Origin of the sequence: Lancefieldella parvula (genome assembly GCF_963530955.1) — a bacterium.
In the GTDB taxonomy this organism is placed as follows: domain Bacteria; phylum Actinomycetota; class Coriobacteriia; order Coriobacteriales; family Atopobiaceae; genus Lancefieldella; species Lancefieldella parvula_A.
On the sequence record NZ_CAUSFQ010000003.1, the window covers coordinates 1 to 13,825 of the forward strand.

15 protein-coding genes are annotated in these 13,825 nt (G+C 47.2%); 1 reads left to right on the plus strand and 14 read right to left on the minus strand.

Annotated features, from left to right (window positions below):
- The 14 genes from RWJ43_RS00580 to RWJ43_RS00645 form a co-directional block, all read right to left on the minus strand.
- The coding region (locus RWJ43_RS00580; protein WP_314006705.1) for a ComEC/Rec2 family competence protein at window positions 1-1,297 on the minus strand (1,297 nt) is incomplete at its 3' end.
- A complete protein-coding gene (locus RWJ43_RS00585; RefSeq protein ID WP_314006706.1) occupies window positions 1,290-2,042 on the minus strand; it encodes a helix-hairpin-helix domain-containing protein in 753 nt (250 codons plus the stop codon). The genes RWJ43_RS00580 and RWJ43_RS00585, both read right to left, overlap by 8 nt.
- A 264-nt stretch (window positions 2,043-2,306) precedes the next feature.
- Entirely contained in the window at window positions 2,307-3,551 is a 1,245-nt protein-coding gene (gene thiI, locus RWJ43_RS00590) for a tRNA uracil 4-sulfurtransferase ThiI (RefSeq protein ID WP_314006707.1), read from the minus strand.
- 5 nt (window positions 3,552-3,556) lie between these two features.
- A complete protein-coding gene (locus tag RWJ43_RS00595; protein ID WP_012808893.1) occupies window positions 3,557-3,841 on the minus strand; it encodes a DNA-directed RNA polymerase subunit omega in 285 nt (94 codons plus the stop codon).
- Complete coding sequence (gene gmk, locus RWJ43_RS00600; RefSeq protein ID WP_035427669.1) at window positions 3,841-4,419, minus strand: guanylate kinase; 579 nt, start codon at window positions 4,417-4,419, stop codon at window positions 3,841-3,843. The genes RWJ43_RS00595 and gmk overlap by 1 nt, the downstream gene beginning before the upstream one ends.
- On the minus strand, window positions 4,419-4,727 hold the full coding sequence (mihF, locus tag RWJ43_RS00605; protein WP_012808895.1) for an integration host factor, actinobacterial type: 309 nt from the start codon (window positions 4,725-4,727) through the stop codon (window positions 4,419-4,421). Before mihF ends, gmk begins: the two co-directional genes overlap by 1 nt.
- A 163-nt stretch (window positions 4,728-4,890) precedes the next feature.
- Window positions 4,891-5,622: an orotidine-5'-phosphate decarboxylase gene (gene pyrF, locus RWJ43_RS00610; RefSeq protein WP_314006708.1), complete on the minus strand. Its 732-nt coding sequence runs from the start codon at window positions 5,620-5,622 to the stop codon at window positions 4,891-4,893.
- Window positions 5,616-6,542 (minus strand): dihydroorotate dehydrogenase, encoded by a 927-nt coding sequence (locus tag RWJ43_RS00615; protein ID WP_314006709.1) that lies wholly within the window; start codon window positions 6,540-6,542, stop codon window positions 5,616-5,618. Before RWJ43_RS00615 ends, pyrF begins: the two co-directional genes overlap by 7 nt.
- Complete coding sequence (locus tag RWJ43_RS00620) at window positions 6,536-7,330, minus strand: dihydroorotate dehydrogenase electron transfer subunit (protein ID WP_314006710.1); 795 nt, start codon at window positions 7,328-7,330, stop codon at window positions 6,536-6,538. Before RWJ43_RS00620 ends, RWJ43_RS00615 begins: the two co-directional genes overlap by 7 nt.
- Window positions 7,330-8,637 (minus strand): dihydroorotase, encoded by a 1,308-nt coding sequence (locus RWJ43_RS00625; protein WP_314006711.1) that lies wholly within the window; start codon window positions 8,635-8,637, stop codon window positions 7,330-7,332. Before RWJ43_RS00625 ends, RWJ43_RS00620 begins: the two co-directional genes overlap by 1 nt.
- Window positions 8,621-9,556 carry an aspartate carbamoyltransferase catalytic subunit gene (locus RWJ43_RS00630; RefSeq protein WP_314006712.1) on the minus strand — a complete coding sequence of 312 codons (936 nt, stop codon included), beginning with the start codon at window positions 9,554-9,556 and terminating at the stop codon, window positions 8,621-8,623. The genes RWJ43_RS00625 and RWJ43_RS00630 overlap by 17 nt, the downstream gene beginning before the upstream one ends.
- Window positions 9,556-10,131 (minus strand): bifunctional pyr operon transcriptional regulator/uracil phosphoribosyltransferase PyrR, encoded by a 576-nt coding sequence (gene pyrR, locus RWJ43_RS00635; RefSeq protein WP_314006713.1) that lies wholly within the window; start codon window positions 10,129-10,131, stop codon window positions 9,556-9,558. The genes RWJ43_RS00630 and pyrR overlap by 1 nt, the downstream gene beginning before the upstream one ends.
- Before the next feature lie 153 nt (window positions 10,132-10,284).
- A complete protein-coding gene (locus RWJ43_RS00640) occupies window positions 10,285-11,388 on the minus strand; it encodes an ABC transporter ATP-binding protein (RefSeq protein ID WP_353573412.1) in 1,104 nt (367 codons plus the stop codon).
- A gap of 76 nt (window positions 11,389-11,464) precedes the next feature.
- Entirely contained in the window at window positions 11,465-12,448 is a 984-nt protein-coding gene (locus RWJ43_RS00645; RefSeq protein WP_314006714.1) for a LacI family DNA-binding transcriptional regulator, read from the minus strand.
- Between the two features lie 311 nt (window positions 12,449-12,759).
- Between RWJ43_RS00645 and RWJ43_RS00650 the strand changes: the two genes are divergently transcribed.
- Window positions 12,760-13,818, plus strand: a complete 1,059-nt coding sequence (locus RWJ43_RS00650; RefSeq protein ID WP_314006715.1) for an aldose epimerase family protein — start codon at window positions 12,760-12,762, stop codon at window positions 13,816-13,818.
- Window positions 13,819-13,825: the final 7 nt, after the last annotated feature.

The following is a 13,825-nucleotide window of genomic DNA, read 5'->3' on the forward strand; positions in this document are numbered from 1 at the left end:
CAATTCCAAATAGGCTCAGAAGAGAAAACAAGCTTGTAATTAAGGCGCTTGAGAGAGGCGCAAGTAACGAAAAGTGGCCAAAATACACACATGAAATTGGAAGGCATGAGAGCTGAGCGACTGTTGTTGCACACATGGTGTTTCGTACATGAGAAAACGGTTTTCTCAGAACCTTCTGTACTTTTCCATAGCCAGATACGTGAAAAGCAATTTTTGCATAGTACTGAGCAAGACCGCCGTATATATTCATTCCAAAAATACAAGCTAAAGACAAGGTAAAAGCAATGTTTACGCTTAGCTGTGGATCAACACAGAGCATAAGTAAAGCCAGAGTTGAAACAGCTGATAGCGTGTGTTGTTTCCTGCCAACACATTGCATAACGTATTTTTGTTCAACAAGAAGTATTGCCCTTATTGCAGACGCAGGTAATCCACAAAAAAGCGCGTAGCTGCTGAGTAGAATTACATTTAACACTCCTCTCAAAAGTGGTTTTAACGTCAACCTTTTGAGCAAAGCATCAATAAAAGTAGAGAGAATTACTATGTGACAACTAGATATTGCTATAAGGTGCATGAGACCACAGCGCATAAATATCCGAGGAATGTTAAAGCTATACAAGCTAGGCCTATAGGCACAAAGGCCACACGCAGCTAATGCACGGCCAAAGCTCACCTCTGGCTGAAGTTGAGAAATGCAGCTTTCTCTAAATTGAGCAACTTCTCCAATAATTCCCTCTTCATAAGTTGAGGAATTTACCTTGGTTACCTGAATTGAACCAAGTACTCCCCTCTTAAATTGTTCGTCTGAAAACTCTTTATCTTTATACCGAGTAAATCTACCTTCGCAGCACAGATGCGTTTCTCGTAAGATTGGTTCTTTGGCATGTATGCCAACAGATCCAATACAGTCACCTTGGTAAAAGACAGACGCTTGACCAGTCCATGCATGATTTTTGTAGACTAAATCTCTTGATACAACGAGCTCAAAATCATGTACGGAAGTTGACTCTAAAAGATTCACTGACGCCATTTGACTGTCGTATATAAAGAAAGATCTGATAAGGATAATTACAAGTAAGAGTAAAACTGCCCCAACAGTCATAAGGCTAGTATGCGCATGCTTTACATACCAAAATCCTAAAGCAGCCACCATACAGATTCCTAGGATATGAATCAGAACTGTATCAAGCGTTGCGCTTCTTGCAATAAAAACTTGAAGCCATAAACATACAAAAAGCAGCGTGCATAGGCTATATGGAATAAAAGGACGAGAGGGTTGTTCTATCACCTTAGACACGAATATTGTCCTTAAGCTGATCAAACTTTTTCTGACCAATACCAGAAACGCGCATCAAATCTTCAGTAGTCTTAAAGGGTCCATTCTTTTGTCTATCTGCAACAATTCGCTTAGCCAATCCTTCTCCAACGCCATGAAGCTTGGTAAATTCTTCTACGGTTGCTCGATTAATATCTACAACTGTCTTTTTGTCACTTTTCTTATCTGTCTGCTTGTTGCTCGTAGCTTTATTTTGCTCTGGCTGCAAAATCTCTGGCGGTGCCTCTTCTCCCTTTCGAGGAATATAAATTTTTTGACCATCTTCTACAGGAGACGCAAGATTAATGCCTTGACTGTTGGCATCTTCAGTCAAGCCACCTGCTATTTGAATTGCGTCGTTTACACGTGGATTTACCATTTGAAGTGCATACAGACCGGGTGATTTAACGGCTCCATCAACATGAACCATCATCTGAGGAGATGCTTCTTTAATCTTATGGTCTTCTCCTGGTTGTTCTGCAGTCTTATCCTCTTGCGAGTGCTGTGGATTTTCCGCAACAATCGCTCCCTGTGTCGAGTTTGCTTGATTATGCGATCTGTCAAAAGACTCTGATGTTCCAGTGCTAATCATCCCACTAAAGCCACCGACTGACACAATACCTAGACCCACCACAGCAATACCCGCCAAGAGTTGCTGCTTAGAGAGGTTAAACCTTCTCATCAATTTATTAATTATTTGAGTGCGGTTATTTGAAATCTGAGCCATACAATCACCTCAGATTTATATTCAACTATCAAGTTAATAAGAAACACGACTTTTAACTATTTATCTGGTGATCTTGTCATAAAACTGCTGGTAATCTGACACAGTTATAAACAATTTGCAGATAAGTGAAGCAAACTGAAATCAACAAAATTGTCCTAAATAAGATTATCAATCCACTCAAATAAAAAATCCGCCCCTTCACGGGACGGATTCTTAAAATGCATCTAAGCAAAGCCATCAAAGCCTTTGATCTGCAGGAATAGCCTAGTCAGTAATAAACTCTGCAGGAGCAAGCTCTTTATGACGAGCAGCAAGTGTTTTTGGTGGCTTATATGAAGGACACTGACTAAAGTCAATGTACTCAATATGCTGCATAAGGTCATCAATCATGGCTTCATGATCAAAAGAATTCCATGCCTCAAGAACTTCTCGCATTCTTGCGTGAGTCTCGGGTCTGCGAGGCATAAACAATGTGCAGCAATCAGGAGCCGTCCGCGTTGAGATATCAAACGTATTGATATCTTGGGCGCGACGGATGATTTCTTGCTTGTCAGAGCCAATCAGAGGCCTCAAAACAGGTATGGTAACTGCCTCGTTGACAGCAGCAATGTTATCAAGCGTCTGAGAAGCAACTTGACCAAGAGACTCGCCAGTTACCAGGGCTTTAGCTCCCTCAAGCTCTGCAATCTTCTGTGCAATGATATACATCACGCGACGATACATAATGACACGAAGAGCCTGTGGAACAGCAAGGGAAATCTCACGCTGGTGCTCGCCAAAGGGCACAACATACATTCTGCCAATAAGACCAGCAGGCTCAAGAGCCTCAATGATATCCTGGCACAGATATTCGCTGGTATCGGAAGTCATGGGGCGTCCAGAGAAGTGAACTGGAATAACCGTAGCACCTCTGCGGCCAACCATCCATGTTGCAACAGGAGAATCAATACCGCTTGAAAGAAGCGATACTACTTTGCCAGCGGTGCCAACAGGAAGACCGCCGACGCCGTGAATAGATGCAGCGTAAACGTATGCGTTACCCTGAACAACGTGTACATAGACCGTCATATCCGGATTATGCATCTGCACTTTTTTATCAGGGAAATTCTCGCAAAGGACTGCGCCTACAAGCTGGTTAATCTCAATGGAATGCTTTGGATAGACCGTTGAGGAACGACGAGCATGCACTTTAAACGTAGCAAAGTCACCGGACTCCCCCAGCGCCTTCACGGCGGCGTTACAAAACTCCTGCTCATCTAAGCCACAGCGATACGCCAAAGAAGCGCGAGCAACACCGGGAACCTGGGCCACGGCATGTTGCAGCTCTTCAGTTGCTTGTTTATCAGTGGTTTCTACAAGAAGGTAGCCAGAAATGCGAGAAACCCCCGCCACTGGAAAGTGTCGGAGGGCTCGTCGCAAATTTGTTACCAACTGATTTTCAAAAGTGGATCGGTTCTTACCCTTTAAACCAATTTCGTGGTAGTGAACCAGACATACTCTTTCAGTCATAACTCTTAGTAAACGATGGTGTTCTCGCCCTTAATTGCCTCGTCAAAAGAATCTTTAACAAAGCCAAGGGTACCGTCGTTAATCTCTTTCATAGCAATAGAGACAGAATCTTTACCACTTGCAACAGTAGTAATGTCATCAAAATCCTGAACAGCGGTTACACGCAGGTGCTGACCGTGAAGCATGTTGTTAATATCGCAAGCGCGCTTAGAAGCAAGAGAGCAAAGCAAGAATGGATTCTGCTCAGTCTTCTGAAGCAGGCTGTCAATCTCAGGCTTAATAACAGACATTAAAGCTGACCTCCGTCTGATTCATAGTCATCAAAAACTTCCTCGAGCTTGCTGAGAGCAGTCTCAAGGTTGTCGTTCACAATGCAAACAGTATAGTCGTTTGCATGCTCCATTTCACGCGAAGCATTAGAAAGTCTCGTAGAAATGGTCTTCTCGTCTTCTGTACCGCGACCTCTAAGACGCTGTTCAAGCTCTTCAAATGAAGGCGGCTTAATAAAGACGAGAATGGCGTTGGGATATTGTTTGTGGACCATAAGTCCACCCTGAACGTCAATCTCTAGAACAACAGACTGACCTGCAGAAATCAGGCGATCAACCTCGGATTTGAGCGTGCCATAGCAATGACCATGAACATGAGCCCACTCAAGGAATTCACCAGCATCAACGCGCTTTTTAAATTCTTCATCGGAGAGAAAATAATATGCAACTCCATCGACTTCTCCTGGTCGTGGAGAGCGCGTAGTAGCCGAAACCGTCAGGCCTAGGTTTGGGCGCTTGTCCCTCAACAGAGAGACAAGCGTTCCTTTTCCTACACCTGACGGTCCAGATACTACAAAAAGTTTGGCTGAACGAGCCACTACTTGGTCAGTGCCTCGAGGAGCTGCTCACGCTGACGAGCGCCAAGGCCCTTAACGCGGCGAGTTGCGGAAATTCCGAGCTCGTCCATAATCTTTGCTGCCTTTGCCTTGCCATAGCCAGGAAGGGACTCGATAAGAGCAGAAACCTTCATACGCTCAGCAATAGGATCGGTAGAATCAAGGACCTCTTTAAGGGAGACCTTACCAGTCTTAACCTTCTCGCGAAGCTCTGCACGAGCGTGACGAGCCTGAGCTGCCTTCTCAAGTGCTGCCTTGCGCTGCTCATCGGTAAGTGTAGGTAGAGCCATTGTTCCTCCAAACATCGTTTTCGTACGTCATATACGAAACTCAATTTAATGTGCCTTTTGCACTTCAGCAAAATAGTTTGCCACATAACACGTTATTTACAAGGGGTTTTTTAATATTTCCGCATCAAAAACCACCTGTTCATCACAATTCCAACAACTTCCGTTAATTTTTGAGCTCTGAAATTATGTTTTCAAAAGCATCGACAGGATTATTTGCGCTGGTAATCGGCCTACCAACTACCAATTTGCTTGCTCCAGCCTTAATTGCAGCTGAAGGTGTGGAAATTCTGACCTGATCGCCCTTCTCGGCACCTTCTGGACGTACTCCAGGAGTTACGATGAGCGCATTTGGTCCCAAAAGCTCTCTCATTTCCTGTGCTTCCTGAGGTGAGCAGACAATTCCATCGGCACCTGCGCTGTAAGAAAGAGACGCCAAACGAGCAACTTCATCCTTAATAGATCCGTCTACGCCAATGGAGTGAAGCGCATCCTCATTCATGCTGGTAAGCACAGAGATAGCCACCAGTTTGGTGCGGCCAGACTCATCAACGCCACGCTCTGCTGCAGCCTCTTCTGCACCCTCGCGACCAGCAGAGATCATCTGAGCGGTTCCCAGGCCATGGATAGATAAGATGTCTGCACCAGAAAGCGATGCAGAGTGGACAGCGCCTTTGACCTGGAATGGAATGTCGTGCACCTTAAGGTCAAGAAACACCTTGAAACCGCGAGCGTGCATCTCATCTACCATCGAGGGTCCGTAGCGATAAAAAAGCGTCATGCCAACCTTAACCCAGCGTGCATGGCCGGCGAGAAGATCGGTGAGCTCCAGAGCTCTTTCTCTTGTGCAATCAAGCGCAACAATAACGGCGTCGCGTGCCTGCTCGTCTGTTAGCATTCAACAGCTCCAATCAGCTCGTGGATGTCAGATACTCCCTGAGACTTTGCCCAGTCAGTAAGCTCGTTCAGAATACGTGGAGCACACATTGGGTCGTAAAGGTTTGCAGAACCAACCGAGACAGCCGTAGCACCCGCTAAGATAAACTCCGCAGCATCCTCGCCCGTTTCTACGCCACCAACGCCGCAGATAGGAATGGAGACCGCCTGAGCACACTCCCAAACCATGCGAACAGCAGCGTTATGACAAAGAGGACCACTCAGACCGCCAGTTGGCTTAGAGAGCCTACTCTTTCTGGTGTGGACGTTAATTGACATGCCTGGAATAGAGTTGATGAGCGTAAGACCATCAGCGCCTGCGGTCTCAAAAGCTTTACCAATCTCGGCAACGTTGACGGGGGCCATCTTAACCAGAATGGGCAGCTTTGTCAGAGGACGAACTGCCTTCATAATCTCTGTAGCCTGCTCTGGAGTACCACCGAGAGGCTTACCGCCCTTCTCGAGATTTGGACAACTCACGTTAAGCTCAATAGCTGAGATGTGTGGATTAAGCTCTTCAAGGCGCTCGACAACATCAATCATCTCCTGAACGGAGTGTGCCGCCATCTGCATGATGACGCGCGTACCACGGCCTTCAAGATCTTTCATGTAGTCATCAGTGTGGGCGATAAAATCGTCCACTCCAGGATTGGCAAGGCCAACGCTGTTCATCATGCCGCCGTTGAGCTCGCACATACGAGGAGCTGGGTTTCCTTCCCAGGGAACGCGAGCAACACCCTTCATAGTGATGGCGCCAAGCAGAGAAACGTCGTAGAAACCCTCAAACTGCCAGCCATAGCCAAAGGTACCCGCAGCAGTATTGATAGGATTTTTCATCTGGATACCGCCAAGATTGACGGCCATTTTTACCTGATCTACCATGCGATCTCCTTTGCCTCAAAGACAGGTCCAACCATGCAAGCAGACGCATAGCCGCCCTTAGCAAGTGGGACATTGCAGGTATTGCATGCGCCAAAGGCGCAGCTCATCATACGCTCCATAGAAACCTGGCAGGCAACGTTGTTGGCAATTGCAAGCTTGGCCACGCTTCTCATCATAGGCTCTGGACCGCAGGTATACACAGCGTCCCAAACACCTTGGCTCAAAGGTTCCTCCAAAGCTGCTGTTACAAAGCCCTTGGTACCCTTAGAACCATCATCCGTTGTGACGTACACGTTCTGTGCGCCCAAGGCGAGAAGATCTTCTTCTCCAAAGAGTTTCTCGGCAGTTTGTGCGCCAATGACCGCGTCAAACTCAACACCTAGCTCAGTAAGCTTACGCGCTGCAGCGATGATTGGCGTGATGCCCACACCACCTGCTACCAGGACACTTCTCTTGCTAGAGGCGTTAAGGCGCCAGGGGCGGCCGCAAGGAGCCGTCATGTCACTGGCGTCACCAGGCTTCATCTGAGAAAGCCTGCGCGTGCCCTCACCTACCGTTGCGTAGATAAGCTCGAGCGTATCGGTTGCTTTATCAGCTAGCGAGAAGGACAGCGGAATGCGAAGAATGTGGCGCTTATCGCCTGGAACATTAACGTTTACAAACTGACCAGGCGCTAGAGACTTACAAAGACCTGGTGCCTTGAGCTGGGCTCTATACAGATTCTGGGCAACCTGGGTATTACTCAGAACCGTAAAGTCAAATACCTGTACATTTCCACGTAGTGGCATTACTTTTCCCCTCCAGGAACAACTACTTCATTGGCAAGAACTCGCTTGCCATCAACAAACACATCTGTTGCAACACCATAGAGCTCAGCGCCAATGAAGGCGGAGTTCTTGGACTTGCTCTCAAAATACTCTGTCGTAATCTGAACCTTCTTTTCTGGGTCAAAAAGGGTCAGGTCAGCCTTGTAACCTGCAGCAATCTTAACAGGCGCAAGACGCAGAATACGACGAGGATTAACGGCCATTGCGCGAACAAGACCCGTGTAAGAAAGCTTATTGGTGCGCACCATATTGGTTACCATCAAAGGCAGCGAGGTCTCAAGGCCAATGCAGCCAAAGTAAGAGATTTCCCACTCACAGTCCTTCTCGTGAGCTGCATGAGGAGCATGGTCGGTGACAATACAGTCAACTGTACCGTCTGCGACTGCAGCCTGAAGAGCGAGCGCATCCTCAGTAGTTCTGAGCGGTGGATTCATCTTAAGGTTGGTGTTATACGTATCAGTGATGTCATCTTCAGACAAGAAGAGATGGTGAGGACAAACCTCTGCGGTGACAGGCAAGCCTTCCTTCTTAGCTGCACGTACCAGCTCTGCTCCCCTGCCCGTTGAAATGTGGCAGATGTGCAGAGGACAGCCGGTAAGGCGGCACAGATCAATGTCTCTGGAGATCTCTAGCTCCTCGCCAAGTGCTGGCCAGCCAAACATACCAAGTCGCGTGCTTGCGCGACCCTCGTTAACAACACCACCAGCACTGATAGACTCAATCTCACAGTGAGCAGCAACAACGCGGTCAAACTGGGAGACGTACTCCATTACCGTGCGCATCATACCAGCGCTTTGAACGCCGTGGCCGTCATCAGAGAACGCGGATGCTCCCTCATCAACCATGTTGCCAATCTCAGCAAGCTCTTGACCCTTAGAGCCCTTGGTTAGAGCGCCCATAGGACGGACGTGAATGAGACCAACCTCATTGCCACGATCAATCTGGAAGCGAACAGCAGGACCGTTATCAGTAACAGGGTTGGTGTTTGGCATGGTAGCAACGTCAGTAAAGCCACCGTGGACCGCAGCTCTAGAGCCCGTCTCAATGGTCTCCTTGTACTCAAAGCCTGGATCTCTGAAGTGAACATGCATATCAACGAGGCCAGGAGTCAGTACCTTGCCCTTTGCATCAATAACGGTATCACCCTCTTGAGGTGCAACGGTTGCTGCTACTTCGGAAATAGTTTCTCCCTCAATACGAACGTCCAGTACCGCGTCAAGATTAAGCTGCGGGTCTACAACACGCGCGCCCTTAAGCAGAAATGCCATCAGAGTCTCCTCCCAGAAGCAAATACATTGCGGCCATGCGCGTCAAAACGCCTGCATTGACCTGGTCAAGAATACGAGAGCGAGCGCAATCGGCTACCTCGCTGTTAATTTCCATACCACGGTTCATAGGACCTGGGTGGCAGATGATTGCTTCGGGCTTCATCAGCTTACTGCGGCGCTCGTCAAGGCCCCAAAGCCTGTTGTACTCACGGCGAGAAGGAATAGGAGCTCCTTCCATACGCTCCAGCTGCACGCGGAGCATGTACACGACGTCAACATCACCAATGACCTCATCAAAGTGTGAGGTCTGATAGCAGCCAAACCAGCTTGGATCGTCTACGTGGAATGTTGGAGGTCCAACTAGAACAACCTCTGCGCCCATAGTCTTGAGTGCTGGCACCAAAGAACCAACAACGCGACTGTGAGAAAGGTCGCCAACAATGGCAACTTTAAGGCCATCAAGGTGTCCAAAGTTCTTGCGAATGGTATAAAGGTCAAGCATGGCCTGAGTGGGGTGCTGATGCTTGCCGTCACCAGCGTTGATGACAACGGCATCAGTGTGCTCAGTAATCTTCTGAGGTGTACCTTCAAGTTTTGCACGGCAGATAAACATATCAACATTCATAGCGTAGATATTCTGAATGGTATCTGCCAGAGACTCTCCCTTAACCACAGATGAAGTAGATCCTCCCATATTTAAAGCGTCAGCCGAGAGGCGTTTCTCGGCAAGCTCAAATGAAGAGCGAGTCCTGGTAGAAGGCTCTAAGAACAGGTTAACAATGGTGCGCCCACGAAGTGCCGGCACCTTTTTAATGTCTCTGTTATTTACAGCTTCAAACGACTGAGCTGTATCAAGAATCTGCTGGATATCGTCACGCGTCAGGCTGTTTGTATCAATCAAATGTTTAACTGAAAGCATTAGTTTCCTCCCTCAATAAAGGGGTCAGAATAGTCAGCTTCGTACAGCAAGACGCAGTCCTGACCATCAATTTCTTTAACATTTAAGCTGACTACCTGGCTCTTTGATGAAGGAACATTTTTTCCCACATAGTCAGGTCTAATAGGAAGCTCGCGATGACCACGGTCAACAACAACTGCTAGCTGAACGCGCTCAGGACGGCCATAGTCAATGAGGGCATCGAGTGCTGCTCTGATAGTTCTTCCTGTCTGAAGAACATCGTCTACCAGCACAACGCTTGTGCCTGTAATAGCAAAATCGATATTAGTTGCGTGGAGAACCGGTGCAGTATTTCTTCTAAAATCATCGCGATAAAAACTGATATCAAGTGAGCCAACTTTTGGCTTAAATCCGGTAAAACTCAAAATCTTTTCCGCAAGACGAGAAGCCAAAACCTCTCCACGGCGAATAATGCCCACCAAAGCAACGTTTTCAATTGCATCGTTATTCTCGACAATTTCGTGAGCAATTCGTGTAAGCATGCGGTCAAGGGACTGCTCATCCACAATGAGAGAGTGCGAACCTTCTTGAGCCATAGCGCCTCCAATAAAAAAGATACCTCACCTGACCAGGCACAAGGTATCCAAAAGGCAAAACTATGACTATGAGCCTTACGGGTATCTCGTACCACATTTAAAGACACACATATTGTACTCGTACAGACCCTAACTTTTGGTTAGGAATTTTAATTATCTCTTGAGGTGCTCGTAAGCTTCACAAACTTCATCAACAGGACCAAGCATGCGCTGCTTGCCCTTCTCAATCCAAATGGCACGGTCACAAATGCGCTGAACCAGGTCAATGGAGTGAGAAACCAGAAGAACCGTAACATTATTAGAAGCAACCAGTTCTTTGATGCGGTTCTCACACTTTTGCTGGAAGAGGAAGTCTCCTACCGAGAGTGTCTCATCAACAATGAGCAGGTCAGGCTCTGTAACGGTTGCAATTGCAAAGGCAATACGTGCCACCATACCAGAGGAGTAGTTCTTGAGTGGCATGTCCATAAAGCCCTCAAGCTCAGCAAACTCTACAATCTGGTCAAAATGCGAGTCAATAAACTCCTTCTTGTAACCAAGAAGAGCGCCATTGAGGTAGATATTCTCTTTAGCGGTAAGCTCCATGTCAAAGCCAGCACCAAGCTCAATAAGCGGTGCAATAGTACCTTTAACCTCACAAGTTCCCTTAGAAGGCTCAAGTACGCCCGCAATGATTTTGAGCATGGTAGACTTGCCGGAACCGTTGGTGCCTACCAGGCCAAAAGCCTCGCCACGCTTTACCTCAAACGAGATGTCATCAAGAGCCTTGAACTCCTTAAAGGCTACCTCGCCGCGTGCAAAGGCAATAAAGTACTCTTTCAGCGAGTTAAACTGCTCAGAGGCAATGTTAAAGATCTCCGAAACGCCGTTTACCGCAACAACGGTCTCTGCGTCTTCAGATGGAAGCGGTGGACGCATAAAATCGTCATCGCCTGCAACAACTACCCAGGCAGTTACTGTCTGAGGGTTGTTGTGTGTGTCAAATGCATCAATGTAGAGATGATAGCGACCAGGCTCTGGGAAGGTATATGTCCACGACGTATTAGGAATTGAATCACCAAATTGATGCTCTGTGGTATCCCAAAAACCCTCATCCCAACGGTCGTTCAAACTCCACACATAGTGGAATTTAAAGCCTTCAGGGTCTGCACCAATAATCTTAGGAGTAGCAGTTACAGTTTCTCCTGCACGAATCTCGTGCGTATCTAAGGAAACCTGAACTGACCAGCCTAACTCTTTATTTGGTGACTCAGACATACAACTCCTCTAATCAACTATTGCCTGAACAGTATAGCTGATTATGGCGAGAAACCCGACTTTTTAAGAGACTTCTCTACTTCTGTGGTGCCGCTGTGGTGGTACGAACAATAAGCTTTGGAGCAATTCTAATTGCTTCAGGCTCATACCCCGCCTCAGATGCACGTATTGCATGCTCAAGTGCCACACGACCGCGCTCTAGGAGATTAAAGCGTACGGTGGTCAAAGAGAAGTTTGGCAAATAGTCTTCAAGAGAGTCGTCAACACCAACAACGCTCACGTCTTCCGGTACGCTCAGTCCCACTTCTTCAAATGCCGCAATGATACCTAGCGCCATCTGGTCGTTTGCTGCATAAACTGCAGTAAAATCACGAGTTTCTCGCAGTTTTTTACCAATTTCATAGCCACTATTGGCGGTCCAATCGCCAGCTAAAGGCTCAACAATTTCTAGCCCATACTCAGACATGGCATCTCGCCAGCCCTTCTCGCGAAATTGCGAGTCAATGGAGTATGAAGGGCCTGCTACAAAACGGATCTTGCGATGACCAAGCTCATAGAGGTGATCAATGACAAGCTTTGAGCAACCGTACTGATCTGAGTCAACGGTTGTGCAGTAAGGGTGCTCATGCATGGTAAGAAGCACTGTTCCAAGGCCCGGCTGCGGTACAAATGATTCAAAGTCTGATGCCATAAGGATCATGCTGATAATCATGCCGTCAACAGGAAGATTAGACATACGATGAGAAATGTCCTGCAGGCAGAGGCCGTCGTCAGAGCCTTTCTCAATCATCGTAATTGCATATTCATGCTCACGAGCAGCAGAAACAATGCCATCGAGGGTTGCCAAGTTACCAAACTCGCGAATGTCGTACAGACAGAGTCCCACCGATTGATACGAGCCAGACCTTAACGACCTGCCTGCAAAGCTTGGCCTAAAGCCCATAGACTCCATTGCGGCCTGGACTTTTTCTCGCGTGGCCTTACTGACGTTCTGAGCGCCATTAGCAACACGAGAAACGGTCTGCTGAGAAACACCAGCAACCTGTGCAACATCAGCCATTGAAACAGAGCGCTTATTTGAGCTAGAACTATGCGAGCGAGTCACGAATTCCTCCGATTATCTGCTTGTTTACGTACTCATACTAACAGGCAGATTGGCATAACGCGATAAAATTGCATATATAGCAGCAAATTAAACGTTCACGGTAAAAAAATAACCGTTCGGCGAGAAGGACTTTTGACCTGCGCTCTAACCGTTTGCCCCCGCAAAGATACCACTGACTGAAAACTTAATAATTTCCTGTTAGTTCGTTATGAGTACGTTAACATAGTATGTGTAATGCACTATGAGTAGTATCTCGGAGGTATCCGATGATTGATGTTCGACCCTTTGATAGCTTTGTTAACTCCCCTGCTGCGCTTACGTATACTATTCGCGGCGCCCATTCATCAATTAAATTAAGCAATTTTGGTGCCACCATTCTTGGTATTTCTGTACCAGATATCTATGGCACACAAGCAGATGTCGTTCTTGGCTATGGCTTGTTTGACTTGTATTTAGATAACCCAGCTTGTTTTGGCGCTTCCATTGGACCTTCTGCTAATCGAGCAGATAAAGCAGAAATTCCGCTTAATGGAGTTGTCTATCACCTTCCTAAAAACAACGGTCCAGACAATCAAAATAACCTGCACACTGATCTTGTTGCTGGTATCCATAAGCGCATTTGGCAGGCAGAAATCGATGAAGCGCATAATACGGTAACCTTTAGCATTGACCTGGTAGATGGAGAATATGGACTGCCAGGAAACCGTCATATTACTGCGGCCTATACGCTTGTTGAAGAAGCCGCGCAGTCAACGCTTAATCTTACGTATACCTGCACAACTGATGCTGCAACTTTTGTAAACATGACCAATCACGCGTACTTCAACCTCAATGGTCATGATTCTGGTGATGTTCTAGGCCACCAGCTTACAATCCAGGCAGATTCGTATCTGCCTCTACGAGAAGACTCGGTTTCCGCAGGAACCATCGATGCTGTTGCAGGAACTCCCTTTGATTTCCGCACACCTAAGACCATTGGCAAAGATCTTGACGCAGATAATGAGCAGCTCAAAATTGCTCGTGGTTATGATCACTGCTTTGCCATTAATAACTATGAAAATGGCCAGCTACGCCCCGCTCTTCTCGCCACATCAGAAAGCGGACGCTCACTAGAAATTCAAATTACCGCTCCTGGCGCCCATCTGTATACCGGCAACTGGATTGATGAGGCTCGCGCAAAAGACGGCGCTATTTACAAGCCTCACGCTGGTTTTGCATTTGAGAGCGAGTTTTATCCAGATTGTGCTCACCATGCAGAGTGGCCTCAGCCTACCTGCACGCCTGAGCAGCCTTACAGCTCGCAAATTGTTTATCGATTCTTTTAAGGTACCT

Coding starts and splice junctions, on each gene's coding strand:
- pyrF (WP_314006708.1), bottom strand. CDS start 5,622: ATGCTAACAGACGAGCAGGCACGCGACGCCGTTATTGTTGCGCTTGAT.
- RWJ43_RS00625 (WP_314006711.1), bottom strand. CDS start 8,637: ATGGCATTTCTGCTTAAGGGCGCGCGTGTTGTAGACCCGCAGCTTAAT.
- RWJ43_RS00645 (WP_314006714.1), bottom strand. CDS start 12,448: ATGGCTGATGTTGCACAGGTTGCTGGTGTTTCTCAGCAGACCGTTTCT.
- RWJ43_RS00640 (WP_353573412.1), bottom strand. CDS start 11,388: ATGTCTGAGTCACCAAATAAAGAGTTAGGCTGGTCAGTTCAGGTTTCC.
- RWJ43_RS00630 (WP_314006712.1), bottom strand. CDS start 9,556: ATGCTTTCAGTTAAACATTTGATTGATACAAACAGCCTGACGCGTGAC.
- RWJ43_RS00615 (WP_314006709.1), bottom strand. CDS start 6,542: ATGGTAGATCAGGTAAAAATGGCCGTCAATCTTGGCGGTATCCAGATG.
- thiI (WP_314006707.1), bottom strand. CDS start 3,551: ATGACTGAAAGAGTATGTCTGGTTCACTACCACGAAATTGGTTTAAAG.
- RWJ43_RS00595 (WP_012808893.1), bottom strand. CDS start 3,841: ATGTCTGTTATTAAGCCTGAGATTGACAGCCTGCTTCAGAAGACTGAG.
- RWJ43_RS00650 (WP_314006715.1), top strand. CDS start 12,760: ATGATTGATGTTCGACCCTTTGATAGCTTTGTTAACTCCCCTGCTGCG.
- RWJ43_RS00585 (WP_314006706.1), bottom strand. CDS start 2,042: ATGGCTCAGATTTCAAATAACCGCACTCAAATAATTAATAAATTGATG.
- pyrR (WP_314006713.1), bottom strand. CDS start 10,131: ATGGCTCAAGAAGGTTCGCACTCTCTCATTGTGGATGAGCAGTCCCTT.
- RWJ43_RS00620 (WP_314006710.1), bottom strand. CDS start 7,330: ATGCCACTACGTGGAAATGTACAGGTATTTGACTTTACGGTTCTGAGT.
- mihF (WP_012808895.1), bottom strand. CDS start 4,727: ATGGCTCTACCTACACTTACCGATGAGCAGCGCAAGGCAGCACTTGAG.